General features: G+C 59.8%; 29 protein-coding genes. 18 read left to right on the top strand and 11 right to left on the bottom strand.

From position 1 onward, the window contains the following. Positions 1-110: 110 nt before the first annotated feature. The 3 genes from CRP02_RS15225 (at position 111) to CRP02_RS15235 (ending at position 1,734) form a co-directional block, all read left to right on the top strand. Positions 111-533 (top strand): organic hydroperoxide resistance protein, encoded by a 423-nt coding sequence (locus CRP02_RS15225; protein WP_003511906.1) that lies wholly within the window; start codon positions 111-113, stop codon positions 531-533. 96 nt (positions 534-629) lie between these two features. Continuing rightward, the gene (locus CRP02_RS15230) at positions 630-1,013 is read left to right on the top strand and encodes an MbcA/ParS/Xre antitoxin family protein (protein ID WP_003511907.1); all 384 of its coding nucleotides are present in this window, start codon (positions 630-632) and stop codon (positions 1,011-1,013) included. Beyond that, on the top strand, positions 973-1,734 hold the full coding sequence (locus CRP02_RS15235) for an RES family NAD+ phosphorylase (protein ID WP_179784033.1): 762 nt from the start codon (positions 973-975) through the stop codon (positions 1,732-1,734). Before CRP02_RS15230 ends, CRP02_RS15235 begins: the two co-directional genes overlap by 41 nt. Positions 1,735-1,776: 42 nt before the next feature. Here the strand turns inward: CRP02_RS15235 and CRP02_RS15240 are convergent, their stop codons facing one another. The 4 genes from CRP02_RS15240 to CRP02_RS15255 form a co-directional block, all read right to left on the bottom strand. Next, positions 1,777-3,291 carry an ABC-F family ATP-binding cassette domain-containing protein gene (locus tag CRP02_RS15240; RefSeq protein WP_097171621.1) on the bottom strand — a complete coding sequence of 505 codons (1,515 nt, stop codon included), beginning with the start codon at positions 3,289-3,291 and terminating at the stop codon, positions 1,777-1,779. Positions 3,292-3,450: 159 nt separating this feature from the next. After that, complete coding sequence (locus tag CRP02_RS15245; protein ID WP_097171622.1) at positions 3,451-3,639, bottom strand: hypothetical protein; 189 nt, start codon at positions 3,637-3,639, stop codon at positions 3,451-3,453. 25 nt (positions 3,640-3,664) lie between these two features. Then, the gene (locus CRP02_RS15250) at positions 3,665-4,087 is read right to left on the bottom strand and encodes a YciI family protein (RefSeq protein WP_038490203.1); all 423 of its coding nucleotides are present in this window, start codon (positions 4,085-4,087) and stop codon (positions 3,665-3,667) included. 100 nt (positions 4,088-4,187) lie between these two features. Then, complete coding sequence (locus tag CRP02_RS15255; protein ID WP_013635660.1) at positions 4,188-4,634, bottom strand: MarR family winged helix-turn-helix transcriptional regulator; 447 nt, start codon at positions 4,632-4,634, stop codon at positions 4,188-4,190. Between the two features lie 149 nt (positions 4,635-4,783). Between CRP02_RS15255 and CRP02_RS15260 the strand changes: the two genes are divergently transcribed. The 3 genes from CRP02_RS15260 to CRP02_RS15270 all read left to right on the top strand — a co-directional run bounded on the left by CRP02_RS15260 (position 4,784) and on the right by CRP02_RS15270 (position 6,911). Continuing rightward, positions 4,784-5,512 (top strand): DUF899 domain-containing protein, encoded by a 729-nt coding sequence (locus tag CRP02_RS15260; protein WP_097101829.1) that lies wholly within the window; start codon positions 4,784-4,786, stop codon positions 5,510-5,512. A 27-nt stretch (positions 5,513-5,539) separates the two neighbouring features. Beyond that, positions 5,540-6,028: a DUF1579 domain-containing protein gene (locus CRP02_RS15265; RefSeq protein WP_097101831.1), complete on the top strand. Its 489-nt coding sequence runs from the start codon at positions 5,540-5,542 to the stop codon at positions 6,026-6,028. A gap of 100 nt (positions 6,029-6,128) precedes the next feature. After that, positions 6,129-6,911 carry a VOC family protein gene (locus tag CRP02_RS15270; RefSeq protein ID WP_025592729.1) on the top strand — a complete coding sequence of 261 codons (783 nt, stop codon included), beginning with the start codon at positions 6,129-6,131 and terminating at the stop codon, positions 6,909-6,911. 47 nt (positions 6,912-6,958) lie between these two features. Here the strand turns inward: CRP02_RS15270 and CRP02_RS15275 are convergent, their stop codons facing one another. Beyond that, positions 6,959-7,855 carry a LysR family transcriptional regulator gene (locus tag CRP02_RS15275; protein WP_097171623.1) on the bottom strand — a complete coding sequence of 299 codons (897 nt, stop codon included), beginning with the start codon at positions 7,853-7,855 and terminating at the stop codon, positions 6,959-6,961. Positions 7,856-7,977: 122 nt separating this feature from the next. On the opposite strand from CRP02_RS15275, the gene CRP02_RS15280 reads away from it, so the two are divergent. Further along, positions 7,978-8,700 (top strand): SDR family oxidoreductase, encoded by a 723-nt coding sequence (locus CRP02_RS15280; RefSeq protein ID WP_097101837.1) that lies wholly within the window; start codon positions 7,978-7,980, stop codon positions 8,698-8,700. A gap of 14 nt (positions 8,701-8,714) precedes the next feature. Continuing rightward, entirely contained in the window at positions 8,715-9,065 is a 351-nt protein-coding gene (locus tag CRP02_RS15285) for an Atu4866 domain-containing protein (protein ID WP_179784034.1), read from the top strand. A 61-nt stretch (positions 9,066-9,126) separates the two neighbouring features. Here CRP02_RS15285 and CRP02_RS15290 read toward each other — a convergent pair whose 3' ends face one another. After that, the gene (locus CRP02_RS15290) at positions 9,127-10,689 is read right to left on the bottom strand and encodes a helicase HerA-like C-terminal domain-containing protein (RefSeq protein ID WP_097171624.1); all 1,563 of its coding nucleotides are present in this window, start codon (positions 10,687-10,689) and stop codon (positions 9,127-9,129) included. A 311-nt stretch (positions 10,690-11,000) separates the two neighbouring features. Between CRP02_RS15290 and CRP02_RS15300 the strand changes: the two genes are divergently transcribed. Further along, positions 11,001-11,393 carry a hypothetical protein gene (locus CRP02_RS15300; protein ID WP_003511926.1) on the top strand — a complete coding sequence of 131 codons (393 nt, stop codon included), beginning with the start codon at positions 11,001-11,003 and terminating at the stop codon, positions 11,391-11,393. Positions 11,394-11,402: 9 nt separating this feature from the next. Here the strand turns inward: CRP02_RS15300 and CRP02_RS15305 are convergent, their stop codons facing one another. Next, entirely contained in the window at positions 11,403-11,834 is a 432-nt protein-coding gene (locus tag CRP02_RS15305) for a winged helix-turn-helix transcriptional regulator (protein ID WP_097171625.1), read from the bottom strand. Positions 11,835-11,937: 103 nt separating this feature from the next. Here CRP02_RS15305 and CRP02_RS15310 point away from each other — a divergent pair, with 103 nt between their 5' ends. The 3 genes from CRP02_RS15310 (at position 11,938) to CRP02_RS15320 (ending at position 14,310) form a co-directional block, all read left to right on the top strand. Then, positions 11,938-12,696, top strand: coding sequence for an SDR family oxidoreductase (locus tag CRP02_RS15310; RefSeq protein WP_038490216.1), 759 nt, complete (start codon positions 11,938-11,940; stop codon positions 12,694-12,696). 70 nt (positions 12,697-12,766) lie between these two features. Continuing rightward, on the top strand, positions 12,767-13,573 hold the full coding sequence (locus CRP02_RS15315; protein ID WP_097171626.1) for an AraC family transcriptional regulator: 807 nt from the start codon (positions 12,767-12,769) through the stop codon (positions 13,571-13,573). A gap of 125 nt (positions 13,574-13,698) precedes the next feature. Then, positions 13,699-14,310, top strand: a complete 612-nt coding sequence (locus CRP02_RS15320) for a LysE family translocator (RefSeq protein ID WP_097171627.1) — start codon at positions 13,699-13,701, stop codon at positions 14,308-14,310. Between the two features lie 21 nt (positions 14,311-14,331). On the opposite strand, the gene CRP02_RS15325 is transcribed toward CRP02_RS15320, so the two are convergent. Next, the gene (locus CRP02_RS15325; protein WP_097171628.1) at positions 14,332-15,159 is read right to left on the bottom strand and encodes an aldo/keto reductase; all 828 of its coding nucleotides are present in this window, start codon (positions 15,157-15,159) and stop codon (positions 14,332-14,334) included. 186 nt (positions 15,160-15,345) lie between these two features. Here CRP02_RS15325 and CRP02_RS15330 point away from each other — a divergent pair, with 186 nt between their 5' ends. Together CRP02_RS15330 and CRP02_RS15335 are read left to right on the top strand one after the other, a co-directional pair. After that, positions 15,346-16,056 (top strand): helix-turn-helix transcriptional regulator, encoded by a 711-nt coding sequence (locus CRP02_RS15330; protein WP_097171629.1) that lies wholly within the window; start codon positions 15,346-15,348, stop codon positions 16,054-16,056. Positions 16,057-16,105: 49 nt separating this feature from the next. Further along, positions 16,106-16,474, top strand: a complete 369-nt coding sequence (locus tag CRP02_RS15335; protein WP_097171630.1) for a VOC family protein — start codon at positions 16,106-16,108, stop codon at positions 16,472-16,474. A gap of 193 nt (positions 16,475-16,667) precedes the next feature. On the opposite strand, the gene tam is transcribed toward CRP02_RS15335, so the two are convergent. Further along, positions 16,668-17,438: a trans-aconitate 2-methyltransferase gene (tam, locus tag CRP02_RS15345; RefSeq protein WP_097171631.1), complete on the bottom strand. Its 771-nt coding sequence runs from the start codon at positions 17,436-17,438 to the stop codon at positions 16,668-16,670. Between the two features lie 393 nt (positions 17,439-17,831). On the opposite strand from tam, the gene CRP02_RS15350 reads away from it, so the two are divergent. Together CRP02_RS15350 and CRP02_RS15355 are read left to right on the top strand one after the other, a co-directional pair. After that, positions 17,832-18,713 carry a branched-chain amino acid aminotransferase gene (locus CRP02_RS15350; RefSeq protein WP_097171632.1) on the top strand — a complete coding sequence of 294 codons (882 nt, stop codon included), beginning with the start codon at positions 17,832-17,834 and terminating at the stop codon, positions 18,711-18,713. Positions 18,714-18,973: 260 nt separating this feature from the next. Next, entirely contained in the window at positions 18,974-21,319 is a 2,346-nt protein-coding gene (locus tag CRP02_RS15355; protein WP_097171633.1) for a methyl-accepting chemotaxis protein, read from the top strand. 413 nt (positions 21,320-21,732) lie between these two features. Here the strand turns inward: CRP02_RS15355 and CRP02_RS15365 are convergent, their stop codons facing one another. Further along, a complete protein-coding gene (locus tag CRP02_RS15365; protein WP_097171635.1) occupies positions 21,733-22,620 on the bottom strand; it encodes a LysR family transcriptional regulator in 888 nt (295 codons plus the stop codon). A 95-nt stretch (positions 22,621-22,715) separates the two neighbouring features. Here CRP02_RS15365 and CRP02_RS15370 point away from each other — a divergent pair, with 95 nt between their 5' ends. Next, positions 22,716-23,258: a GNAT family N-acetyltransferase gene (locus CRP02_RS15370; RefSeq protein ID WP_019564126.1), complete on the top strand. Its 543-nt coding sequence runs from the start codon at positions 22,716-22,718 to the stop codon at positions 23,256-23,258. Between the two features lie 4 nt (positions 23,259-23,262). Here the strand turns inward: CRP02_RS15370 and CRP02_RS15375 are convergent, their stop codons facing one another. Beyond that, positions 23,263-23,625: a hypothetical protein gene (locus CRP02_RS15375; protein WP_174001519.1), complete on the bottom strand. Its 363-nt coding sequence runs from the start codon at positions 23,623-23,625 to the stop codon at positions 23,263-23,265. A gap of 220 nt (positions 23,626-23,845) precedes the next feature. Here CRP02_RS15375 and CRP02_RS15380 point away from each other — a divergent pair, with 220 nt between their 5' ends. Then, complete coding sequence (locus CRP02_RS15380; RefSeq protein ID WP_003511955.1) at positions 23,846-24,448, top strand: superoxide dismutase; 603 nt, start codon at positions 23,846-23,848, stop codon at positions 24,446-24,448. Positions 24,449-24,477: the final 29 nt, after the last annotated feature.

Below are 24,477 nucleotides of genomic sequence, written 5' to 3' on the forward strand. Positions count from 1 at the left end.
GTGAAATTATCGCAAAAAAAGATTTTTTATTCAATGTGCAAAATTATATTGCGCACAATTGAATTGCGCATTATAAGAAACCCAACACCAACCCAACGGGAGTAAATGCCATGCCTATTCTCTACACGACCAAAGCATCCGCCACCGGTGGCCGCGCCGGCAACGCCAAGTCGGAAGACGGCGTGCTCGACGTAACGCTGACCGTTCCGAAGGAACTCGGCGGCGATGGCGCACGTGGCACCAATCCGGAGCAGCTTTTCGCAGCTGGTTACTCCGCCTGCTTCCTCGGCGCCTTGAAGGCTGTCGCCGGCAAGCAGAAGGTAAAGATTCCTGAAGACACGACTGTGACGGCAACCGTCGGCATCGGTCCGCGCGAAGACGGCACCGGCTTCGGCATCGAAGTGTCGCTGAAGGTCAACATTCCCGGCCTTGAGCGCGAAAAGGCAGAGGAACTGGTAGCCGCCGCCCACATCGTGTGCCCCTACAGCCACGCCATGCGCACCTCCACGGAAGTGCCGGTCTCTGTGGCCTGATCCAGCAAGTTCTAGCAGCAAGGCCGGGTTCATCCCCGGCCTTCTTGTTTGTGGAAAGAAAAGTGCTATATTCTTTCTAAGGAAAGGATAGATGCCATGAATATTCACGCCAAGACCGCCATGGATCCTGCTTCGCAGGGCAGGGTCGTCACCAAGGCCGTTATGACCGCTGCCGAGCGGCTGGGCCTGAATGCTGCCCGAACGGCGGATATTCTCGGTGTTTCCGCGCCGACGGTGTCGCGCATGAAGCGGCTCGATTTCCTGCTGGAGCCGGGCGCCAAGTCTTTCGAGCTTGCGGTGCTGCTGATCCGGGTTTTCCGTTCGCTGGATGCAATCGCCGGCGGCGATGAGGCGGTAGCCAAAAACTGGCTGCGCAATCACAATACGGCGCTCAACGCCGTGCCTGCCGAGAGGCTCACCACCATTACCGGATTGATCGATGTCCTCTCCTATCTGGACGCCCGACGCGCTCCTGTCTGAAAAACGCGCCGTATCGGGAAAATACTGGCGGCTGGTGGAAGCGCAGCATCAGGTTTCCACCATGAAGCTGGTCGATACGGTGGAGGAGCAGTCGCTGCTGGAAGATATTCTGGAGGCGAGCAAGCGGCCCTTTCCGCCGGAATGCGCCGGGCTCGATTATCTTCTTGCCACGCCCTTCCGGTATGGTGCGGCCTATCCGCATGGCTCGCGTTTCCGCCGGGCTGGCTTTACCGAAGGCGTTTATTACGCCGCAGCCAAGGTGGAAACCGCGCTTGCCGAAATGGCCTTCTACCGGCTGCTGTTTTATGCGGAATCTCCCGGCACACCGCTGCCTGCCAATCCCGCCGACTATTCCGCCTTTGCCGCCCGTATCGCCACCGATGCGGCGCTGGACCTGACGCAACCGGAATTGAACCGGGACGAGGTGCTGTGGACCGACCTGCAGAATTACGAGCCATGCCAGGCGCTGGCCGAGCAGGCGCGTCTGGCGAAGATCGAGGCGATCCTCTACCGCTCGGTGCGCGATCCCGCAGACGGCCTCAATATCGCGGTGCTGTCGCCGAAAGCCTTTGCCGAAAAAATGCCGGTGGAACGGATGAGCTGGCGCATCCGCCTGTCGAAGACCGGGGTGCAAGCACTGTGCGAATTTCCGATGCGCAGAACCGGGTTTGCGGTCGCGGATTTTTCCGGTGATCCACGCCTCGCCAGCCTGTTGGGCTGACGGGCGTTTCGCTTGTTTTACTCTCAGCCCGTTTGACGGGCCTCATGCCGACGCGAAAAACGGTTCGGGATCGTCGACTTCCACCAGCCTGCGCTTGTCGATCAGCCAGAAACGTGTTCCGACCGTCCGCACGAAACTCCTGTCATGCGAGACGAAGACGCAACTGGCCGAACGGTTGATGATTTCCGCCTCAAGCGCTTCCTGCCCATCTATATCAAGATGGTTGGTGGGCTCGTCCAGCAGGTAGAAATTCGGTTCCGCCAACCGCAGCGCCAGCATGGCGAGCCGGGCCTTCTGGCCGCCGGAAAGCGTTGCGATGCGACGTTTCTGCATTTCCATGTCGATACCGGCACCCGCAAGCAGGCCGTGTATGCGCTGGTCGCCAATGTCGAATCGGCGGGTCATGAGCGCAAATGGCGTGCTGTCGTCGTCGATTTCGGCAAGCGACTGATCGACATATCCGGCCACCAGCGAAGGCGTGGTCTTTATGCCGTCCTGTATTTGGCCTTCATCCATCACCGCCGCTTTCAGAAGCGAGATCAGCCGCGTCTTGCCGACGCCGTTGCGGCCGAGAATGACGATGCGGTCGCCCTGGTGGACAAATTGCCGGCCGGTGCGAAACAGCAATGTCCCGTCCGGCGTCGAGACTGGCACATCCTCCAGAGTGACCAGAACCTTGGCATGGGTGCCGCGATTGGCGAGCTGGATCTTGCCGGCGGAGCGCTCGCTATGTGCTGGGCGCGCATTCTCCTCCAGTTTCTCGGCACGCTGGCGCAATTGCTTGGTCTTGACGGTCAGAAGATCGCTGCCCGAATTGATACCAATATTGTTGAGCTTGGCGGCCTGCCGGCGCAATTGCTGCGCGGTTTTCATGTCGCGCTGGAAACGCCGCTCATCGGCGGCATCCTCCTCTTCGAGTGCCGTGCGCGCATGGCCGTAAGGCAGCCGGAACAGTGCCGAATTTTCCGGCCGCAGGAACAGCGTGGTCTTCGTGACATTGTCGAGAAAGGCGCGGTCATGGCTGACGATGACGACCGCCGTGTCGCGCGGCAATTGACCGAGCCAGCTTTCCAGCACGTTGATTTTTTCGAGGTCGAGATGGTTGGTCGGCTCATCGAGCAGGAGAACGTCAGGCTCGGTGATCCACGCCCGCGCCAGCATGGCAAGTCGCTGCCAGCCACCGCTCAGTTCTTTCAAATGGCGATGACGATAGGGTTCCGGCACCAGCATGGCATCAAAAATAATGTCGGCGCGCCAGCTCTCATTGTCGATCTCATCCACCGGCAGCGCGGAAAGTACGGCGTCCCGCATCGTCTTTTCCAGAAGCGGGGAGGGCAGGTGCTGGTGGACGATGGACTGCGTCAGCCCGCGCAGCCGGGTGATATCACCGCTGGTAGCGTTCAGTTCACCGGCAAGGCAATTCAGCAGGGTGGATTTGCCGTGGCCATTCGCAGCGACGATGCCGATGCGGTCTCCGGCATTCACGGTGAGGCCAAGATTGGAAAAAAGCGGCTTTCCCAGAATGATTCCGAGGTTTCGAAGCGTGATAAGGGTCATGAAATTGTCTCTGGCAAAACGGATCTGTGACGAACCGTGGTCTGCGACAATGCAGTACGGGATATCGGTTCGAGGTGATCCGTCGTGAAAACATGCGCAACGGCAGACAAGCTGCATTCTGCGCGGCCTTTCGGGCAAACCAGAGTTTTGGTGTTCCGGTCAGCCCTGCAAACGCGTCTGCAGGGCAAAAAGGTGGCAGATCTGGCGGTTGCGCCAGAAGCAGGAAATATCCATGCGAAGCCTCCTTTCTTGATACGTGTTGAACCGTCCAACAATTAACAGCGGCAGGGGTTCGAGGCAATGGCTTTTGGAGAGGCGGGTGGTGCCGGAGAATACGGCGACCCGCATTCTCCAGCCCTCTAGCGCGGCGCCCCTACTGTTTTGCCACGCGCTCGCGCAGTTTTTCCACATGTTCTGCGATTTCAGGTGTCACCGCGTCGCCGAAATCCTCCATTTCGAACATCGGGCGGATTTCGATTTCGCTGCGCTCCAGCATCGGGTTGGGGCAACGCTTCACCCACTCCACGGCCTCATCCATGTCCTTCACCTTCCAGAGCCAAAAGCCGGCAACCAGCTCGTTGGTGTGCGGGAAGGGACCGTCGATCACGCTGCGGCTGTCACCATCGAAAACAACTCTCTTGCCTTTGGAGGAAGGGTGGAGGCCATCACCGGAAAGCATGATGCCGGCATTGACCAGTTCCTCGTTGAACTTGCCCATGGCTTCCATCAGTTCGGTGGTCGGCATTATGCCATCCTCACTGCTGCGGGTGGCCTTTACGAAAACGATAACACGCATGGTTTCCTCCCTTGTTGCGTCTTCCTCGTTAGTTTCGCCGTCCGGCACGACGGGTAGATGACATTTCCACGGACAAAAGTGGCAATATGCCGCTTTCCCGTCAGCCGAGATCAATGAGGTCGCGGCGCAGCCGGTCGGGGTCGCCGCTGCCGATGCGGGCCTCGATTTCGGCGTGGGTCTGTTGCCAGATGGGGAAGGCGGCGGTGAGTACGGCCATGCCTTCCACCGTCAGCCGCAGCCGCTTGCCGCGCTTGTCCTTTGGGTCCTGCTCGATACTGACCAGCCCGCGCCGCTCCAGTGGCTTCAGCGCTGCCGTCAGCGTCGTGCGGTCCATGGCCAGAAGATTGGCGACCGGCCCCATCGGCGGCGGCTCCGGCCGGTTGAGCGACATCAGCAGGGAAAACTGGCCGTTATTGATGCCCACGGGCTTCAATGCGTTATCGAAAAGCCGCGCCAGCGCCCGCGCCGCACGCTGCGCATGCAGGCAAAGACAGGAGTCCCGCACTAAAAGAGTTGCCGAAAAGGGAATCACGCTGGCGTTTGACATGGACTATATATGTTGATATCAACGTAATTAGTCAAGCGGAACCTGTCGCCTTGCTGATGGTTTTCCTGGCTTCAATGCAGACACAGGCGGCGCCCACCATGGAAGAGGAGCGGTGCCGTGGTGAAAGACGGATCCAAGGAGGAAAGATCATGTCTCATCCCGTCGTTTCGAATGAGGAGTGGCTTGCGGCCCGCCGCGATCTGCTGGTGAAGGAAAAGGAATTGACCCGCGCGCGCGACAGGCTGAACGAGGCGCGCCGTGCATTGCCCTGGGAAGAGGTGACGAAAGATTATATTTTCGACGCGCCTTCCGGCCCGAAATCGCTGAAAGAACTCTTCGGCAATTGCAGCCAGCTCATCGTCTACCACTTCATGCTGGCACCCGACTGGGAGGAGGGCTGCACCGGCTGTTCCTTTTTCGCCGACCACGTCGATGGTGCGATGGTTCACCTGAAGCACGGCGATGCGGGTTTCGTTGCGGTCTCGCGGGCATCGCTCGAAAAGATCGAGGCCTATAAAAAACGCATGGGCTGGAAATTCCCTTGGGTTTCGGCCGACGGCAGCGACTTCAACTATGATTATCAGGCCTCCTTCCGTGATGAGGATATCGAGAGCGGGGCGATTACCTACAATTACCGTGAGATCGAGCCGATGGGCGACCTGAAGGACCTGCACGGCGTCAGCATTTTCGCCAAGGGTGAGGACGGCAGGATTTACCATAGCTATTCCGCCTATGCCCGCGGCATGGAAGAGACGCTCGGTACATTGATGCTGCTCGATCTGGTGCCAAAAGGCCGTAATGAAGAGGGTGTAATGGATTGGGTGCGCCGGCACGACCAGTACGAGGACGAGCCCAAGGCCGCATCTTGCTGCCACTGAAATAAGGACGAGGAGGAGGATACGACAATGGAAAATGCCAAGCCGCAGAAGGAACACGCGTTCCTGGGCAGGATCGTCGGCGACTGGGTCATGACCGCCAGTTCCGGCCATGAGGGATACGATCCCGATGACCCCGCCCAGCGGTTCACCGAAACCGTCAGCTCCGTCGGCGGGCTTTGGATCATCGGGAACGGCTCCGGTAAGATGCCTGACGGGACGGAGATGACGGCTGTCATCACCGTGGGTTTCGACCCGGCCAAGGGCCATTTTGTCGGCACCTGGGTGGGGTCCATGATGACCAATCTCTGGGTCTACAAGGGCTGGCTGGAAGACGACGGCAAGACCCTGACACTCGAAGCGGAAGGACCGGCCTTTGACGGTTCCGGCCGCATCGATACCTATCGTGACGTGCTGGTGCTGCACGACGACAATAACCGCAGCTTTTCCGGCAGCGTCCGGCAGCCGGATGGCAGCTTCAAGACCTTCATGACATCGGAATTCCAGCGCAAGGCGTGACGCCACGCCGGAATTTGCCCGATCACGCCTGATAATGCGCCGCCGCGTCCTGCGGCGGCCGATCGCCAGAAAAATGACGCCATAACCCCGGAGAGATTCAATGTCCGATACACACGGAAAATTCATATGGGTTGAACTGATGACGCCTGACATGGAGCAGGGTGCCCGCTTTTATGGCCATGTCGCCGGCTGGCAGACCAAGGATTTCGGTTCGCCGGAAATGCCCTATCTGGTGCTGGAAGCCGATGGCAAAGGCATGGGCGGCATCATGGAACTGACCGAAGAACACAAGGGCCAGGGCATTCCGCCCAACTGGACCGGTTATGTCGGCGTTGACGATGTGGACGCCACGGCAAAACTTTTCGCGGAAAAGGGCGGTTCGGTCAGGCGTCCGCCGCAGGATATCCCCGAGATCGGCCGTTTCGCCGTGGTGGCGGATCCTTCCGGTGCGGTTCTGTGCATCATGACGCCGCTGCCGATGGAAACCGGCGGTTTTCCGCAGGAGACGCAGAACCTGCCGGGTCACGTCGGCTGGTACGAGCTTGCCACCAACAATGTCGACGACGCCATCGCCTTTTACGGTGAGGTCTTCGGCTGGACCAAGGACCATGATTTTGACATGGGCGCAGAAATGGGCCCGTATCGCATCTTCGCCCACAACGGCAAGGTCGTCGGCGGCATGATGAAATGTATGGCGGGGGCGCCCACCTGTTATTGGGGTTATTACTTCAACGTCGACGGCATCGATGACGCCATCACCCGGGTCAGCACCGGTGGCGGCAAGGTCGTCAACGGCCCGATGGAGGTTCCCGGCGAGAGCTGGATCGTCAATTGCCAGGACCCGCAGGGCGCTTTCTTCTCGCTGCTGTCGCAGAAGAAGTAACCCTTCCTGGGCTGACATACCGATCTGCCGGAGGCTACTCCGGCAGATTACCGGTTTCTCGGTAGCCGAACGTGATCGATAAAGGCGCGGAGCTTCGGCGCAAGATGACGTCGATTGGGATAATAGAGATAAAATCCCGCAAAGGTCGGAGAATGGTCCTCCAGCATGGAAACAAGCTGGCCGCTCTCCAGGTAGGGACGGAAGGTCTCTTCCATGCCGAATGTGATGCCGGCGCCGGCACAGGCCAGCTTTATCATCAGCTGCATGTCGTTGGTGGTGAAGTCCGGCTGCACCGCGACCGCGAATTCCCGGCCATTTTCGGCAAATTCCCACCGATATGGCGCAACGTCCGGACGAGGGCGCCAGCCAATACATTTGTGATGGATCAGTTCGCGCGGCTGCGTCGGTAAGGTGACGCGATCTCGATATTGCGGAGAACAGACGGCGAGCTGCCGCTGCGGCCCGGAAACCGGAACGGCAATCATATCCTGCGCGATCAGCTCCCCCAGACGCACGCCGGCATCGTAGTGTTCGGCGACGATATCGAATTCCTCGTCCGTCACGACAATATCGAGTTGCACTTCCGGATGGATTTCAGCAAAGCGCGCCAGTAATGGCCCGGACAAGAAGCGCTCCGCTATGGAGGAAACGGCAAGCCGCAATTGCCCCCGAGGCGTTCCACTTAAGGAAGAGGCGGCCTGTGTTGCTTGCATGAGGTTGCCGATGGATGGCGAAACATCGGCGTAAAGCTGTTGCCCCGCTTCCGTCAGGCTGACGCTGCGCGTTGTGCGCTGAACGAGCGCTATCCCCATCGTTTCTTCAAGCCTGCGGATGGTCTGGCTGACGGCCGACCGTGTTACGCCGAGCCTGTCCGCTGTAGCCCGAAAATTGCGTTCCTCGGCAACCATGCAGAAGGTGGAAAGCGCGTTGAGATCAACATTCATTGGTTAGTAAATCTATCCATAGAGGTTATCATTGAGGTAATTATCACGACAATGGCAAAGCTTTATCTTTCCTGCAACGGCCTCCTCTCAAAAAAGCGGGCCGTAAAGCCAAGGAGAAAGCCATGACATTGAACAAAGTTATTCTCATAACAGGTGCGTCTAGCGGGATAGGTGAGGGTATCGCCAGAGAACTCGCCGCTGCAGGCGCAAAACTGGTTCTGGGCGCGCGTCGCATGGACCGTTTGCAGGCTTTGGCCGACGAACTGCGCCAAACGGGCGCCGAGGTTGTCGTCCATCCCCTCAACGTCACGGAAAGGCAGAGTGTCGAGGCTTTTGCCGAGGCGGGACGCAAGGCGTTCGGACGGATCGACGTCATTGTCAACAATGCCGGTATCATGCCGCTTTCGCTGATGTCGTCCCTCAAGGTCGATGAATGGGACCGAATGATCGACGTCAACATCAAGGGCGTGCTTTACGGGGTTGCCGCCGTTCTGCCTGAGATGACCGCGCGTGCTTCCGGCCACATCGTCAACATCGCTTCCATCGGCGCACTGGCCGTTTCGCCCACCGCTGCCGTCTATTGCGCGACGAAATTTGCGGTACGCGCCATCTCAGATGGGCTGCGGCAGGAAAACCGTGATCTGCGTGTCACCTGCATTCATCCCGGCGTGGTGGAAAGCGAACTCGCCGACACCATCACCGATCCGGCCGCCGCGGAGTTGATGCAAAGCTACCGGGCCATAGCATTGAAGCCGGACGCCATTGGCCGCGCAGTCCGCTATGCCATCGAACAACCCGACGACGTGGACGTCAATGAAATCGTCGTCCGCCCGACCGCCGCGTAGGGAGGATCGGGCCAATGAAGATTGTTTCGACATCGCTTGCCCTTGTACTCGCAACGGCCGCCGCCGATACCGGCCACCATCAGGACGGTCGTGCCGTGAAAGGGAATATGGACAAGATGGCCCAGAGCGAAAGCCACCCTTATATCGGCATGTGGGTCACCGGCGACGGCCATATCCGTCAGGAGCTTTTGCCTGATGGCCGCTACGACGAGGCGCGCGGCCAACGCAAAAGCGCCTATCAGGGGCGTTATGAGGTGAGGGGCAACCATATCGACTATTGGGATGATACCGGCTTTACCGCCAATGGCGAGTTCATCGACGATGTGCTCTACCACGGCGGCATGATTTTCTATCGCGAGCCGTGAACCGTCACGCTAACAGGAAAAAAATCCGCCCGGCTGATCAAGGCCGGGCGGCTTATCTGTTTTACCGCTTCAGGCTTCCCAGGATGCCGCGCACGATGGCGCGGCCCACGGATGTGGCAACCGAGCGGGCGGCACTTTTCATTGCCGCCTCGATCACGGTTTCGCGCTGATAACCGCTCGTCTTGCGGGCGCCGGTGGTGGAGGCCTTTGTGGGTTCCTCGTCGCCGAAACCGGGCAGGCGCCAGCGTCCCGAGGCACTGTCGGACTGGCTGGAGGCATTTTCCTCTTCCGCGCGCTTGGCGGCTTCGGCTTCCGCAGCCTTCTGGGCGCGTGCGTTGAGGATTTCAAAGGCCGATTCCCGGTCCATATCCCTGTCGTATTGACCGGCAAGCGGGCCGGTATCCATCAGCAATTTGCGCTCGGCATCGGTGAGCGGCCCGACGCGGCCCGAGGGCGGCCGCACAAGGGTGCGCTCGACGATGGAGGGCGCGCCCTTGTCATGCAGGGTCGAAATCAGAGCCTCGCCCGTACCGAGCGTGGTGATGATGTCGGCCGTGTTGAAGGCCGGGTTCTGGCGGAACGTATCTGCTGCGGTGCGCACAGCCTTCTGCTCGCGCGGCGTATAGGCGCGAAGCGCATGCTGCACGCGGTTGCCCAGCTGGGCAAGAACGGTTTCCGGCACGTCCAGCGGGTTTTGCGTCACGAAATAGACGCCCACACCCTTGGAGCGGATAAGCCGCACCACCTGCTCCACGCGCTCGACGAGCACCCTTGGCGCGTCGTTGAACAGCAGATGCGCCTCATCGAAAAAGAACACCAGACGCGGCTTTTCCGGGTCGCCCACTTCCGGCAGTTCCTCGAAGAGCTCCGAGAGCATCCACAACAGGAAGGTCGCGTAAAGGCGCGGGTTCATCATCAGCCTGTCGGCGGCGAGAACCGAAACCGTGCCACGCCCGTCCGTGCCGACGCGCATGATGTCGGCAATATTCAGCGCCGGCTCGCCGAAGAAGTTTGCGGCACCCTGCTGTTCGAGAACCAGCAGCCCGCGTTGCAGCGAACCGACAGAGGTCTTGGAAATCAGGCCGAACTGGCTGGAAAGCGCACTTGCATTCTCGCCCATGTAGTTCAGCAGCGATTGCAGGTCTTTGAGATCGAGCAGCGGCAACCCGCCCTGGTCGGCGATCTTGAAGGCGATGTTGAGCACGCCTTCCTGCGCTTCCGAAGCATCCATCAGCCGCGCCAGCAGCAGCGGGCCCATTTCGGCAATGGTGGCGCGCACGCGATGGCCTTTTTCACCGTAGAGATCCCAGAAGATCACCGGCGATTTGCCATAGGAAAAATCCGTGAAACCGATCTGTTCGGCACGTTTCTGCACCCAGTCCTTGGCTTCGCCCTGGGCGGCGATGCCGGAAAGGTCGCCCTTGATATCGGCGCAGAAAACGGGAACGCCGGCTTGCGAGAAACCTTCGGCAAGAACCTGCAGGGTCACGGTCTTGCCCGTGCCCGTTGCGCCGGTGATCAGGCCGTGGCGGTTGCCGAATTTCAGCTCCAGATATTCACCCTTGTTCAGGCTGTCGTCCGGATTGCGGCTGGTCCCGATATAGATCTGTCCGTCCTGCAACATCGACCATTTTCTCCTGCGACTGACGCATGACCCTTAAATCGCGATCGATTTGAAGATGGTCATGTCCGAATTGAACTTTTACGGCACCCTCTGGCCGCTACTGCCAAAGCGGCCTTTTCATAGTATGGTTGTGATGATCTTATAAGGACAGTTTCAAGGCGCAACAACTGCTTGATGGCGATGAAGAAAAACCGCTTCATGAAAGTTGCCGCACCCGCCTGCCGCCCGCTTGAATGCGGCATGAGATTGTTTTACGTTGACGTTAACGTCAGTTATTCGGTGTTGGCGTCGTTTTTCAACAGGAGGCAAGAATGAACGAAGTCGTTGACCAGATCGCCGCAAAGGCGGGCATAGACCCTGCGCTGGCCGAAAAGGCTGTTGGCATGATTCTGGGTTTTCTCCAGCGCGAGGCGGCAGATGGTCCGATCGCCCGCATGATCGAAGCCATTCCGGGTGCCAGCGATCTCGTGGCACAGTATAATGGCGAGGGCGCCGGTGGCGGCGGTCTGCTGGGCGGCCTGATGAGCGCGATCGGCGGCGGCGGCATCATGGGTCTCGGCCAGCAGCTGATGAGCCAGGGCATCGGCATGAGCGAAATCACCACGCTCGCCAAGGAAACCATCGCCGTTGCTCGCCAGCACGCGGGCGATGAGACCGTCGATCAGGTGATCGCTTCGGTTCCGGGCCTCAGCCAGTTCGCATAAGGCGACATTTTATTCCATAACGGGGCGCGGCGGCTGGTCATTGAACCGGCGCCGCGCCTCTTCTATTTCCGCATGGTGGGTTTCCGCCCATATCCACACGCCGCAAAAGGCGCTGCCAAGGGTCTCGCCGAGAGACGTGAGGCCATAATCCACATGCGGCGGAATGACGGGGTGCACGGTGCGGCGCACCAGTCCGTCGCTTTCCATCTGCCTCAGCGTTTTCGTCAGCATCTTCTGGCTGATGGTGCCGACCAGCCTGCCGATCTGCGTAAAGCGAAGCGTGCCATGCTCTTCCAGCACCTCAAGGATCAGCATCGTCCATTTGTCGGCCACTTTCGCGATGATATCCTCAACCAGCGCCTCGATGACCGGGTCGGTTTCCGTGGGCGGCGGAGACTTGCGCCTGTTCTCGATCATGGGATCGGCGACATACCGTTTCATCTCACACTCTCCTTTGGGTAAGTATAATTCTTTTGGGTGCCTACTTACGAATGGAGAGTATAGCCGCTAATTTCCCGTCATCCAACAGGCAAAGGATTTTTCGATGAAAACGACAGGCAACACCATTCTCATCACCGGTGGCGGCTCCGGCATCGGGCGGGCGCTGGCGGAAGCATTTCACCGGCTGGGCAACAAGGTCGTCATTTCCGGCCGCCGCCAGAATGTGCTGGATGAGGTAACGGCCGCCAATCCCGGCATGGCCGCGATGGTCATGGACGCGACCGACGCCGAAGGCATCCGCTCTTTCGCCGACAATCTCATCAAGACACATCCGACGCTCAACGCCGTCATCAACAATGCCGGCATCATGCGGCCGGAGGACATCTCCTCGGCCCCGGACTATCTGGACACGGCGGAGGAAACCATCGCCACCAACCTTCTGGCGCCCATTCGCCTGACGGCGGCGCTGCTGCCGCATTTCCTCAAGCAGCCCGAAGCGACGGTGCTGACGGTATCCTCCGGCTTGGCCTTCGTGCCCATGGTGGTCACCCCAACCTACAGCGCCACCAAATCGGCCATCCATGCCTATTCGGTCGCACTTCGCGAACAGTTGAAAGAAACCTCGGTTGAGGTCATTGAAATCGTGCCGCCCTATGTGCAGACGACGCTGATGGGAGAAGGCCAGGCAAGCGACGAAAGAGCCATGCCGCTCGAGGCCTTCATTTCGGAAGTGATGGACATTCTTGGCGGTCGCCCGGATGAGAAAGAAGTGGTTGTGGAACGCTGCAAGCCGCTACGTTTCGCCGCGCAGAACGGCAATTTCGATCAGGTGTTTTCGATGGTCAACGGCATGCATCCGTAAAGGTCCGGCCCTGTCTCGGACGCATCGCCTGTGATAACGTGGCGCTCTTTAAAGGGAGCGCCAGCTTTTCATGGGCAGCCGTCAATTCCTCATGCCGAAAACCGCCATGCCGGGTATTGCTGCCGTGGTTGCGGATAGCGACCGCTCTTTTCCACGTCACATGCACGACCAGTTCGGCATCGGCCTTGTGGAGCGCGGCGCGCAGAAATCGCTGAGCGGGCGCGGCATGGTGGAGGCTGAAGCCGGCCATGTCATCACCGTCAATCCGGGTGAGGTGCATGACGGCATTCCGCTGGGAGAGGGTGGGCGCGCCTGGCGGATGATCTATCTCGACATCGATATCGTGCAGGCCGCCATTGCCGATATCATCGAAAAGGATCACGGCACTTTCGAGTTCGCCTATCCCGTCGATACAAGGCCTCTGGCGGACCGGTTCCGCACGGTTTTTTCGGCCATGACGGCAACGGATCGGCCGGGGGATACCCTTCGTTGCGACGAGACCCTGCTGATGCTTCTGGCGGGAGCGATGGAGACTGCGACAACGCGGCGCGAACCGGCGGCAACCGGCAGCGTAAGACGGGCGAAAAGCAGGATCGATGACGATCCCACCCGGCCGTTCCGTCTTGCCGATCTGGCGCAGGAGGCCGGCATCAGCCAGTTTCGCTTCCTGCGCTCTTTTGCCAGGGCCACGGGGCTGACACCGCACAGCTACATTCTCCAGCGGCGCCTGCATCTGGCAAGGCGTGCACTGGCCAAGGGCGCACCGCCCGCCGAGGTGGCCTTTTCCGCAGGCTTCTCCGACCAGAGCCACCTGAACCGGCTTTTCGTGCGGCAGTTCGGGGTGACGCCCGCGGCGTATAGGGCAGCCGTTTCGTAGTGCAGGTTGGGGTAATAGGGGTACAGACGCGAGCCTCCAAGCATCAACGCTGCAATTTCATCCAAGACCCCCGCGCCGGACACAGTCATGCTCCTGTCCTCCATTCAACAGGACTTGCAGCATCCATGACGCCCGAATTCCTCATCACATCCCTGATCATCGCCGCTTCTCCCGGAACAGGCGTGGTTTACACGCTGGCCGCTGGCCTATCCCAAGGGGCGAGGGCGAGTGTCGTCGCGGCTTTCGGCTGCACGCTCGGTATCGTGCCGCATCTGCTGGCCGCCATCACCGGACTTGCCGCCATTCTGCACGCGAGCGCCCTGGCCTTCGGCGTGATCAAATATCTGGGTGTCGCCTACCTGCTCTACATGGCGTGGAACACGCTTCGGGAAGATGGGGCGCTGAAGATCGATGACAAGCAGGAACACCGCAGGGCGGGGCGGGTCATCGGTGAGGCGATCCTCATCAATCTCCTGAACCCGAAACTGTCGATCTTCTTTTTTGCGTTCCTGCCGCAATTCATCGCGCCGGAGGAGGTTTCTCCGACGTGGCGCATGGTCGATCTCGGGCTGATCTTCATGGCCATGACGTTTCTGGTCTTTGCGCTTTACGGCTGTTTTGCCGCCTCGGTCAGGCGGCAGGTTGTGGCGCGCCCGGCCGTGCTCACCTGGCTGAGACGCAGTTTCGCCGCCGCGTTTGTGGCGCTAGGGGCGAAACTGGCGTTGACACAGCGGTGAGACCGGACCGGGTTCACGCAGTCAATCGTCCCAGTCGGGCGCGAGGTGACCGGGGTTGACGATGCGGCCATCGGGTTTGGCAAGTGCGTGGATCGCCTGCATTTCCTCTTCCGAGAGCGCAAAATCGAAAATATCGAAATTCTCCTTGAGGCGGCTTTCGGTCGCGGTCTTGGAAAGTGCCACGACATCAGGCTGCTGCACGGCCCAGCGCAGCGCCACCTGTGCGGCCGTCTTGCCGTGCCTTGCACCAATATCCTTCAGCACCGTATCATCAGGCACCTTGCCATCCGCCATCAGATAATAGGCGGTGACCGAAAGCCCGTGTTTGCGCGCGGCCGCAATCACCTTCGTCTGGTCCAGATAGGGGTGGTATTCGATCTGGTTGGTGGCAAGCGGCGTGTCGGAGAGTTTGACCGCCTCTTCCGTCAGCGCCACGTTGAAGTTGGAAATGCCGATATTGCGCACCTTTCCGGCCTTGCGCACGTCGTTCAGCGCGCCGATCCTTTCCGCCAGCGGCACATCGCTTTTAGGCCAGTGCAGCAGCAGGAGATCGACATAATCCGTCTTCAGCTTTTGCAGGCTTTCATCGACGGAGGCGAGAAAATCAGCGTGGCGGTAGCGGTCCACCCAGACCTTGGTGGTCAGGAAAATATCATGCCGGGAAATGCCGGACTTTGCGATCACTTCGCCAACCGCACCTTCATTCTTGTAGATCTGGGCCGTATCGACATAGCGGAAACCGAGTTTCAGCGCCTCCGGCAAAATGCGCCTGATATCCTCTTCCGGAATGCGGAAGGTGCCGAAACCGAGGGCGGGAATGTTCGCGCCATTCGCGTTGACGTCATACATGCATGTCTCTCCTGTTTATTGCAAACATGGCCGGCAAGGAATGCCGGATGGGGAAGCGGTCTTTTATTAACTGGTGTCCGCGCCATTGGTTTCAAGCGTCTCGCCATTGCGAGGCGCTGTGCGCGAGGCTACCAGTCGATGGTGAAACTTCGTAGATGGCATGATCGTAATGTGGAGGAACCACGCGTGTCGCGCTCACAACGGCTTCTTGATCTGTTGCAGATCCTGCGCGCCCACCGCATGCCGGTCAGCGGCACGGCGCTGGCCGCGCAAACCGGCGTCAGCCTGCGCACGCTTTACCGCGATATAGCAACGCTTCAGGCGCAGGGTGCTGACATCGAGGGCGAGGCGGGTGTGGGTTATGTGCTGCGTCCCGGTTTCCTGCTGCCGCCTCTGATGTATTCGCAGCAGGAGATCGAGGCGCTTGTGCTCGGGTCGCGATGGGTCGCGGGCCGTGCCGATGAGGGGTTCGCGCAGGCCGCCCGCGCCGCACTCGTCAAGATCGCCGCCGTTTTGCCCGATGCCCTGCGCGAGGAACTCGATAATTCCACCCTGCTTGTCGGCCCCGGGCAGGCCATGGCCACCATCCATGTCGATCTCGCCGCCATTCGCGATATTATTCGAAAGGAGAGCAAGGTCGTGATGACCTATCGCGACGAAAAGGGAGAATTGACGGAGCGGGTGATCTGGCCCTTCGCGCTCGCTTTTTTCGATCTGGTGCGGGTCGTGCTGGCATGGTGCGAGACGCGGCAGGATTTCCGCAGTTTCCGGGCCGACCGCATCGAGAGCGTCAACCCTCTGGACATGCGTTATCCCCGCCGCCGCCAGTCCCTGCTGAAGGAGTGGCGCGAGCGGGAAAAACAGCGAAGGCAACAAAATCATGCTGACAAAAACTGACAGCATGGGAGGCTAGAACCTGTTCATCCGCAACTCAAGGAGAACAGCCATGACCCACCCCGATTTCACCATTCTCTACGTCGACAACCCGCCGGCCAGCACGGAATTTTATAAAGCCCTGCTCGGCGCAGAGCCGGTCGAAGCCTCTCCGACATTCTCCCTGTTCGTGCTTCAAAACGGCATGAAGCTCGGCCTCTGGTCCCGGCATACGGTGGAGCCGAAGGCATCGGTAACGGGCGGTGGAGGCGAGCTTGCCTTCCGCGTCGAAAGCGGTGCGCAGGTGGATGAAGCCTTCGGCGACTGGAAGGCAAAGGGCATCGCCATTTTGCAGCAGCCCGGCAAGATGGACTTCGGCTACACATTCACTGCCGCCGACCCCGACGGCCATCGTCTGAGGGTCTATGCCTTCGCGGGTTAGAGATAATGCGTTGAGGCCGATTGGCTAAATAGTGCCGTAGCCATGTCGTACTCTAAGCTCTCCTCATCCCTGTGCTTGTCACAGGGATCCAGCCGCCGCGCGTCTGCGCGGCGAGAGAGCCTTTTCAGCCCAAGGACTTGGGCTGGCTGGATTCCTGTGACAGGCACAGGAATGAGGGGAGGCGAAAACTACGCTACTTCTTCACCGCCACCACGAACAGGCGCGGAAAACGCAACAGCAGCCGGCCGTCCGCCATCGGCGGATAGGCGGCGGCGATGCGCCTCGTATAGTCGTTGAGGAAGGCCTCGCGGTGTTCCTCGCCGGCGGCGGCAAGATAGGGGCGCAGACCCGTGCCCTTCACCCATTCCACAATGCTTTCCGCATCCTTCATGGGGTGGTTGTAGATGGTGTGCCACACATCCACCCGCGCGGATTTCGGTGTCAGCGCATCGAAATAGGCTGATGGCGCGGGCAGGGGTTTGCGGCGCAATTTGCCATCCGCAAACGTGTCCTTCCAGGGGCCGTCTGCTCCCGTTTCCTCCATGGCGCGATGTGTCGGCTCCTGCAGATTGTCAGGCATCTGCACGGCAAGCACGCCGCCGCTTTCCAGCTCGTCCATCAGCTGCGAAAGAACGGCAAGATGATCCGGCACCCATTGGAACACCGCATTGGCATAAAGCAGGTCCGCCTTCTGGCTGGGCCGCCAGTTGCCGAGATCGGCCTTGCCGAAACGGGTGTTGGGCAGCCGGTCCGCCGCCTTTTCCAGCATGTCGTCGTCGCTGTCGATGCCGGTGATGACGTTGACGCCGTAACGATCGGTCAAAAGCTCGGTGGAATTGCCCGGGCCGCAGCCCAGATCGTAACCGTTCAGCACGCGCTCCAGCGGCACCTGCGCCAGAAGATCCCTTGCCGGGCGTGTCCGCTCGTCTTCGAATTTCAGATATTGCTGGGCGGACCATGCCATGATTTTCTCCTGCTGACGTGTCGCATTCGGATGGGCGAACAAGAATGGTAAAGGGCGTTGCAAGCGCCGTCAGACTGCCAGCATCGCATGGGCGAAATCGCCCCGCCATCATCCAATGCATGAATTATTGTGATGGATCTATTCATCAACCTTTTGTTTCGCCTCACAAAACGTCTTTGTCAGGGCATGCATTTGTTATTTTCCATCAAAATAAGACATGGCGGCAATTAAAACTTGACCTCACCCGGTCAGAGGCATTCACTCCCGCCGATTTCAGAGCATTGCCAGCAAAAGTGCGAAGCGGTTTTGCGTGCGGCAATGTGGCAGGACGAAAAAGATGGAGCTCTTTCGCTTTTTGCAGAAAGGCGGAGATGCTCAAGACAGGAGACAGTCATGACCGTCGATACCGCACCCCGATCAACCACCTGGACCTATTTTGATGGTCAATGGCTGCCCGGCAATCCGCCGCTCATCGGCCCGACCTCGCATGCCATGTGGCTGGCCTCCACGGTGTTTGACGGCGCGCGCTGGTTCGATGGCGTGGCTCCCGATCTCGATCTGCATTGCCAGCGCGTCAACCGCTCGGCCACCAACATGGGCATGAAGCCGACCATGACGGCGGAAGAGATCGAGGCATTGGCGCTGGAAGGCATCAATAAATTCGACGGCAAGACCGAAATCTACATCAAGCCGATGTATTGGGCAGAACACGGTTCGCCGGGCAGCGTCGTCGCGCCCGATGCCAATTCCACCCGTTTTGCGCTGTGCCTTTTCGAAGCGCCGATGAATGCCGGCGCATCGCTGACACTCACTGTCTCGCCGCTGCGCCGTCCTTCACCGGAAACCGCGATGACGGATGCCAAGGCCGGTAGCCTTTACCCCAATAGCGGCCGCGCCATTCTGGAAGCCCGTGCACGCGGTTTCGACAACGCCCTGATGTGCGACATGAACGGCAATGTCGCTGAATCGGCATCGTCCAACGTCTTCATGGTCAAGGACGGCGTCGTCTTCACCCCGGTTCCGAACCGCACCTTCCTTGCCGGCATCACCCGTTCGCGGGTGATAGGCCTTCTGCGCCAGGCCGGTTTCGAAGTGCGCGAAGCGACCCTGTCGGTCGAGGATTTCCGCGGGGCCGATGAAATCTTCTGCTCGGGCAATTATTCCAAGGTTTCCCCTGTTGTGAAACTGGATGACCGCGCATTGCAGGCAGGCCCGGTCGCCCGCAAGGCGCTCGATCTTTACATGGATTGGGCACGTCTCGGCGCAGACGTCTAGAGCGCCGTGCGTCCTGCCGGACGCTCTGACTCTCTTTAATCTGCGCATCGTTACGGACGAAAATCGAAGGTGATTTTCTGTCTGGTGGGCAAAGCTGACACGTATTTCGATCAGGGCCATGGCAGGCGTTCCGCTTGCCATGGCCTTTTGTTTTTGCAGTGCAGTATTTTCCCGCGAAAACTGAGGGGAATTTAATCCAATTTTAGACAAACCACCCGTAGTTTGCAGCATCTTCCCTTCCGGCTAACGAGGGCCGCCAGATTAATGTACTTGTAGGATTTTTTCTTACCATCAGCCTCGCGCTGGCCGGTTTGGTCGGCAACGAGTTGTGGCGGTCGGCCAATCGCGCCGGCACCTTTTCAGAGGTTGCGCAACTCGTCTCGCTCGACAAGCTTCTTTTCAACGCTCTTTTGAATTTCCGCAGTGAACGCGGCGACAGCGCCACGGCACTGACGCTCGATCCGTCGAAATCGACGGGCAGCGTCGCCAGCGTGCAGGCCGCACGCCAGAAGGTGGATGCCGCCATGACGGCATTCCTCACGCAGTCTTCGTCGCTTGAAGACACGCAGCTTCAGGTACCGCTGAAGCGCGTGAAAGATGTCTACGCGCAGTTCGTCGAATTGCGAAAGAAGGTTGACGCCAATGTTTCGCTGCCGCTCGACCGGCGCGAAGGCGGGCTCGACAAGACGGTCATGGCGCTTGGCGGCGATTTCCTCGCCTCGCTCGAGGCGGGCTCGACGGCGCTTGAAGGCACCGTTCGCTCTCTCGATCAGGGCCAGACCGGTTTGATCCAGTTGCGCTCCTACGGCTGGTCTGCCCGTGCCCTTGGCGGCAGCGCCACCGTCATTCTCAACGCTGCCGTTGCCCAGAACCGTCCACTGACGGCGCAGGAAATGCAGCAGCTCGGCGCATTCGATGCCGGTGCGGCTTTCGCCTGGAAAGCGACCGGCGATCTGGCAGCGCATGAATCGACGCCGCAATCGCTCAAGGATATCTACGCCACGGCGGACAAGACTTACTTCAAGGGCGATTTCAGCACGCAGCGCGCCAAGCTCATCGACGATCTCATGAATGGTCGCACGCCTGCCTTCACCATGGACAGCTGGCGCACCACCGTCACCGAAAACCTCGGCACGATCGCGAAAATCGCCTCTGCCGCCATGGATGTTCTGGACGCAAATGCCGCACAGGCCAAACAGGACGCCTTCATCGATGCAATGATCTATCTTTTCGTCTTCATCGCGACATTGGCGCTCTGTATCCTCTCGCTTGCCGTCATCGTCGGCCGCGTCACCCGGCCGATCAGCCGCCTGACCAACGCGATGATGGAGCTTTCGGGCGGCAATCTTTCGATCGATGTCGCCGGCGCAAAACGCGGCGACGAGATCGGCGAGATGGCCCGCGCCGTGGAAATCTTCCGCGAGGCGGCAATCCGCAACAGGCAGCTGGAATCCGAAGCCCTGGCCAACCGCGAGCGGGCCGAGCGGGACCGTATCGAGTTGCAGCAGCGCGCCGAGGCCGAGGCCGAAGAACGGCTCAATCAGGCCACGGGTTCGCTGGCGGGCGGTCTTCGCCGTCTCGCTTCCGGCGACATGGTCTGCGAGATCGCCACGCCGTTCGCACCGCAGTTCGAGGCGCTGCGGCACGATTTCAACAGCTCCGTCGTTCAACTGCGTGAAGCGCTGACAAGTGTCGGCCAGTCCGTGCAGACGGTAAATGGCGGCGCTCACGAGGTTTCGTCGGCATCCGACGATCTTTCCCGCCGCACAGAGCAGCAGGCTGCCTCTCTGGAAGAGACCGCTGCCGCGCTGGAAGAGATCACCGCCAATGTTTCGGCCACCTCCAAGCGGGCAGGCGATGCGCGCGACACGGTGCGTGAGGCAAGGGCAAAGGCCGATCTTTCCGGCAAGGTGGTGCGCGATGCCGTTTCCGCCATGGAACGCATCGAGCATTCCTCGCGCCAGATCGGCCAGATCATCGGTGTTATTGACGAAATCGCCTTTCAGACCAACCTTCTGGCGCTGAATGCGGGCGTCGAGGCGGCGCGGGCGGGCGATGCGGGCAAGGGTTTTGCAGTCGTTGCCCAGGAAGTGCGCGAACTGGCCCAGCGTTCCGCCAAGGCCGCCAAGGAAATCAAGCAGCTCATCAACACGTCAGCCGTTGCGGTGGGTGAGGGCGTGAAGCTTGTCGCCGATACTGGCGTCGGGCTTTCCGAGATCGAGCAGCTCGTACTGTCCGTCAACACCCATATGGACGCCATCGCCACCGCGGCGCAGGAACAGTCCGCCGGTCTCTCCGAGGTCAACACCGCCGTCAACCACATGGATCAGGCCACGCAGCAGAACGCCGCGATGGTCGAGGAAATGAATGCGGCCGGTGCGGGTCTTGCGCAGGAATGTGCCAATCTCCAGGCTTTGTTGGCGCAGTTCCAGCTCGGCCCGCAGACCTCCGCATTGCGCGAGACGGCAAGGCACATGCAGCGCGCTGCAAGCTCTGTTCACGCGCCTGCTGCACCCGTCGCTGCACCTACTAGGGCCCGCCCGGTCGCTGCCGCGCGCGGCAATGCGGCGCTGGCCGTGAAGGGTGACGACTGGACGGAGTTCTGAGTTTTGCAAGCATTGCTCGCGTCATCGGATGGCGCGAGCAATGCTGGTGACGAAGCATCCGACACACTCAACGTTGTGCTCTGGCCTGCCGCCTCGAACCGGACACCAAAAGAAAAGTAGCGTCATCAGATGGGAAGGCAAGTCGGGCCAACCACGCCGACGTCATCCTCGGGCCTGTCCCGAGGATCTGCAACGTATTGATTTTATTCGACGTGTTTAGATCCTCGGGACAGGCCCGAGGATGACGTCGCGAGAATGTTGACCCTCCACGACTGACTTCAAAAGGGGGGCTGCGGGTCGTCCGGAATTTAAACCGGACAGCAGTGGGACAAGCCCAAGGATGACGCTGAGGCGGGCGCACTATTCGCCATCAGAAGCGATGGCTGGCCTGCCCTCGCAACCCGGCGCAGGCCTCACCGTTTCCGCACATCCGGCAGCGCAGCAGCGAGCGCCCTTAGTGGCGCGGTCATGTGCTTGTCGCGTCTGAGGGCAAGGGCGATCCGCCGTTCGAGCGGTGGCTCGAGCGAGCGCCATTCAAGCCCCGATGCAGCACCTTCATGCTCTATCGCCATGCGTGGCACGATGGCAAGGCCAAGGCCCGCGCCCGCCAGTTTCTTGATGGCCTCGACGCTGCCCAGTTCCATGGCGGGTTGCACGGTGCGGCCGCTTGCCGAAAACCATTGATCCACGAGCTTGCGCGTATTGCCGCCCTCGTAAAGCAGCAAAGGCTGTGTCGAAAGCGTCTCGGCATTCAGGATTGTTGCGTCGCTGATGGTGCCATGCGGGAAAACCGCAACCAGTTCATCGAGATGGATGTCGCTGATATCGAGGCTGCGGCCGCTGGCCGGCAGGGCCACCACCGCCGCGTCGATCGTATTGGCTTCAAGAAGCCTCAGTATATCGTGGGTATTGCCGGTCTGCACGACGATGTCTATCCCCGGCATCACCTGGCGGATTTTGCCCAGCACTGGCGGCAGAAGATAGATGCAGGCGGTGGCACCCGTGCCGATGCGCAGGCGTCCCGTCACCCCGCTGCGATGAGGGGCTACGGTATCGATGGCATGCGCCACTTCTTCCGCAATCCGTCTTGCATGGATGAGAAAGTCCCGGCCTGCCGCCGTCGGCTGCGCGCGCCTGCCGACCCGTTCGATCAGCCGCACACCGAGCTGCTTTTCCAGCAGCCGGATGTGCAGGCTAATGGCCGGCTGCGTCAGCCCCGCCTTGTCGGCTGCGGCGGAAAAGCTAACGAGATCGGCGACATCCATGAAGCTGCGCACCTGCCGCAGATCGAGGTCCATCATCAAAGAAAACCTTATCGTTTGTATAAGACAGATAATCTTTATTTTGACTGAGCCGCAATGCACAATAATGCCGTGAATGACCACAGGACACGAGAATGACCCTTCCCACAATTTCCAGCCTTACCATTCGCCCCTGCGAGGAGGCGGATATTCCAGCCATTACCGAAATCTACCGGGATGCCGTGCTGCATGGCCGCGCCAGCTTCGAGATCGATCCGCCAAGCGTGGATATGATGCTTGAGCGCCGCCGACTGCTGGTGGAAGGCAACTACTCCTATCTCGTCGCAGAAATCGACGGAAAGATAGCCGGATATGCCTATGCCGGCGCCTATCGTCCGCGCCCGGCCTATGGTGCTGCTGTGGAGAATTCCGTTTACATCGATCCGGCCATGAAGGGCATGGGAATTGGCCGCAAGCTGCTCGATGCGCTGATCGAGGATGCGACTTCGCGCGGCTTCCGGCAGATGATTGCGGTCATCGGCGATAGCGCCAACGCCGCCTCCATCGGGGTTCACCGCGCCGCCGGTTTCGAGCATGTCGGCACATTCAAGTCTATCGGCTGGAAACACGGCCAGTGGCTGGACACGGTGCTGATGCAGCGCGCGCTGGGCGATGGCGACACCACGCCCCGTTTCTGAAACCTCAGGGCTTGGTGGAGCCGGGGATTTCAACCTTCAGCGTATCGCCGGCAAGCTCGCTGCCGAGTTCGACGGCCTTGGTCTTCTTGTCGTAAACGCAGATATGGCTGATCGTCGCATCCGCGCCCCCATTCTGACCGGTGAATTTGGCCTTGCCGGTGAGGACGGCGAGGCCATAATTCTCGCTGCCCACCGGATCGACCACCACCTTGGCGTCCTCGATCATGTCTTTGCCGGCGCCAAGGCACGCCGTCTGCACATCCGCCACGAATTCCTTCCACGCATCGTCAGACGATGCGACGGCGGGTAGCGCCAGCGAGGAGAAGGCGGCGAGAAGCAGCGCGCGCTGGATCATGGGGCGGGTCATGGAATTTCCTTCCTGCAATTTCATCAAAAGCGAACCGATAGGGTGGAAAACGGTACGCCAGGGTTGTGAAACAAATGTGGTGGCGGCTGGCTTGAGAGGAATTTTCTCTTTTGTCGGAACATTTTGATATTTCACAGGTTGCCCAAACAGAGGTTCGCTCCTATGGTCCGCTCACACGGTTTCTAGGAGCGGTAACCCGCTGCAAAAAGGAGTAAAAACCATGGCCTTCGAACTTCCTGAACTCCCATACGACTACGACGCGCTTGCACCATACATGTCGCGCGAGACGCTCGAGTTCCATCACGACAAGCACCACAAGGCATATGTCGACAACGGCAACAAGCTGGCGGCGGAAGCCGGTCTTTCCGACCTTTCGCTTGAAGAAGTCGTGAAGAAGTCCTTTGGCACCAATGCTGGTCTCTTCAACAATGCTGCCCAGCATTACAACCACGTCCATTTCTGGAAGTGGCTGAAGAAGGACGGCGGCGGCAACAAGCTGCCGGGCAAGCTGGAACAGGCATTCGCCTCCGATCTCGGCGGTTACGACAAGTTCAAGGCTGATTTCATCGCTGCCGGCACCACGCAGTTCGGCTCCGGCTGGGCATGGGTTTCCGTCAAGAACGGCAAGCTCGAAATCTCCAAGACCCCGAACGGCGAAAACCCGCTGGTTCATGGCGCAGAACCGATCCTCGGCGTCGACGTATGGGAACACTCCTACTACATCGACTACCGCAACCTGCGTCCGAAGTACCTCGAAGCCTTCGTCGACAACCTCATCAACTGGGACTACGTCCTGGAGCGTTACGAAGCCGCTTCCAAGTAAGTTTTGCGGATTGTAATTTTTTGAGCACC

The sequence above is a fragment of the Rhizobium sp. AN5 genome (assembly GCF_900215255.1).
GTDB lineage: Bacteria > Pseudomonadota > Alphaproteobacteria > Rhizobiales > Rhizobiaceae > Agrobacterium > Agrobacterium tumefaciens.

Excerpts from the sequence above, each read along its gene's own strand:
- CRP02_RS15225 (WP_003511906.1), top strand. The coding sequence starts at position 111 with ATGCCTATTCTCTACACGACCAAAGCATCCGCCACCGGTGGCCGCGCC.
- CRP02_RS15230 (WP_003511907.1), top strand. The coding sequence starts at position 630 with ATGAATATTCACGCCAAGACCGCCATGGATCCTGCTTCGCAGGGCAGG.
- CRP02_RS15235 (WP_179784033.1), top strand. The coding sequence starts at position 973 with ATGTCCTCTCCTATCTGGACGCCCGACGCGCTCCTGTCTGAAAAACGC.
- CRP02_RS15240 (WP_097171621.1), bottom strand. The coding sequence starts at position 3,291 with ATGACCCTTATCACGCTTCGAAACCTCGGAATCATTCTGGGAAAGCCG.
- CRP02_RS15245 (WP_097171622.1), bottom strand. The coding sequence starts at position 3,639 with ATGCGGGTCGCCGTATTCTCCGGCACCACCCGCCTCTCCAAAAGCCAT.
- CRP02_RS15250 (WP_038490203.1), bottom strand. The coding sequence starts at position 4,087 with ATGCGTGTTATCGTTTTCGTAAAGGCCACCCGCAGCAGTGAGGATGGC.
- CRP02_RS15255 (WP_013635660.1), bottom strand. The coding sequence starts at position 4,634 with ATGTCAAACGCCAGCGTGATTCCCTTTTCGGCAACTCTTTTAGTGCGG.
- CRP02_RS15260 (WP_097101829.1), top strand. The coding sequence starts at position 4,784 with ATGTCTCATCCCGTCGTTTCGAATGAGGAGTGGCTTGCGGCCCGCCGC.
- CRP02_RS15265 (WP_097101831.1), top strand. The coding sequence starts at position 5,540 with ATGGAAAATGCCAAGCCGCAGAAGGAACACGCGTTCCTGGGCAGGATC.
- CRP02_RS15270 (WP_025592729.1), top strand. The coding sequence starts at position 6,129 with ATGTCCGATACACACGGAAAATTCATATGGGTTGAACTGATGACGCCT.
- CRP02_RS15275 (WP_097171623.1), bottom strand. The coding sequence starts at position 7,855 with ATGAATGTTGATCTCAACGCGCTTTCCACCTTCTGCATGGTTGCCGAG.
- CRP02_RS15280 (WP_097101837.1), top strand. The coding sequence starts at position 7,978 with ATGACATTGAACAAAGTTATTCTCATAACAGGTGCGTCTAGCGGGATA.
- CRP02_RS15285 (WP_179784034.1), top strand. The coding sequence starts at position 8,715 with ATGAAGATTGTTTCGACATCGCTTGCCCTTGTACTCGCAACGGCCGCC.
- CRP02_RS15290 (WP_097171624.1), bottom strand. The coding sequence starts at position 10,689 with ATGTTGCAGGACGGACAGATCTATATCGGGACCAGCCGCAATCCGGAC.
- CRP02_RS15300 (WP_003511926.1), top strand. The coding sequence starts at position 11,001 with ATGAACGAAGTCGTTGACCAGATCGCCGCAAAGGCGGGCATAGACCCT.
- CRP02_RS15305 (WP_097171625.1), bottom strand. The coding sequence starts at position 11,834 with ATGAAACGGTATGTCGCCGATCCCATGATCGAGAACAGGCGCAAGTCT.
- CRP02_RS15310 (WP_038490216.1), top strand. The coding sequence starts at position 11,938 with ATGAAAACGACAGGCAACACCATTCTCATCACCGGTGGCGGCTCCGGC.
- CRP02_RS15315 (WP_097171626.1), top strand. The coding sequence starts at position 12,767 with ATGGGCAGCCGTCAATTCCTCATGCCGAAAACCGCCATGCCGGGTATT.
- CRP02_RS15320 (WP_097171627.1), top strand. The coding sequence starts at position 13,699 with ATGACGCCCGAATTCCTCATCACATCCCTGATCATCGCCGCTTCTCCC.
- CRP02_RS15325 (WP_097171628.1), bottom strand. The coding sequence starts at position 15,159 with ATGTATGACGTCAACGCGAATGGCGCGAACATTCCCGCCCTCGGTTTC.
- CRP02_RS15335 (WP_097171630.1), top strand. The coding sequence starts at position 16,106 with ATGACCCACCCCGATTTCACCATTCTCTACGTCGACAACCCGCCGGCC.
- tam (WP_097171631.1), bottom strand. The coding sequence starts at position 17,438 with ATGGCATGGTCCGCCCAGCAATATCTGAAATTCGAAGACGAGCGGACA.
- CRP02_RS15350 (WP_097171632.1), top strand. The coding sequence starts at position 17,832 with ATGACCGTCGATACCGCACCCCGATCAACCACCTGGACCTATTTTGAT.
- CRP02_RS15365 (WP_097171635.1), bottom strand. The coding sequence starts at position 22,620 with ATGATGGACCTCGATCTGCGGCAGGTGCGCAGCTTCATGGATGTCGCC.
- CRP02_RS15370 (WP_019564126.1), top strand. The coding sequence starts at position 22,716 with ATGACCCTTCCCACAATTTCCAGCCTTACCATTCGCCCCTGCGAGGAG.
- CRP02_RS15375 (WP_174001519.1), bottom strand. The coding sequence starts at position 23,625 with ATGACCCGCCCCATGATCCAGCGCGCGCTGCTTCTCGCCGCCTTCTCC.
- CRP02_RS15380 (WP_003511955.1), top strand. The coding sequence starts at position 23,846 with ATGGCCTTCGAACTTCCTGAACTCCCATACGACTACGACGCGCTTGCA.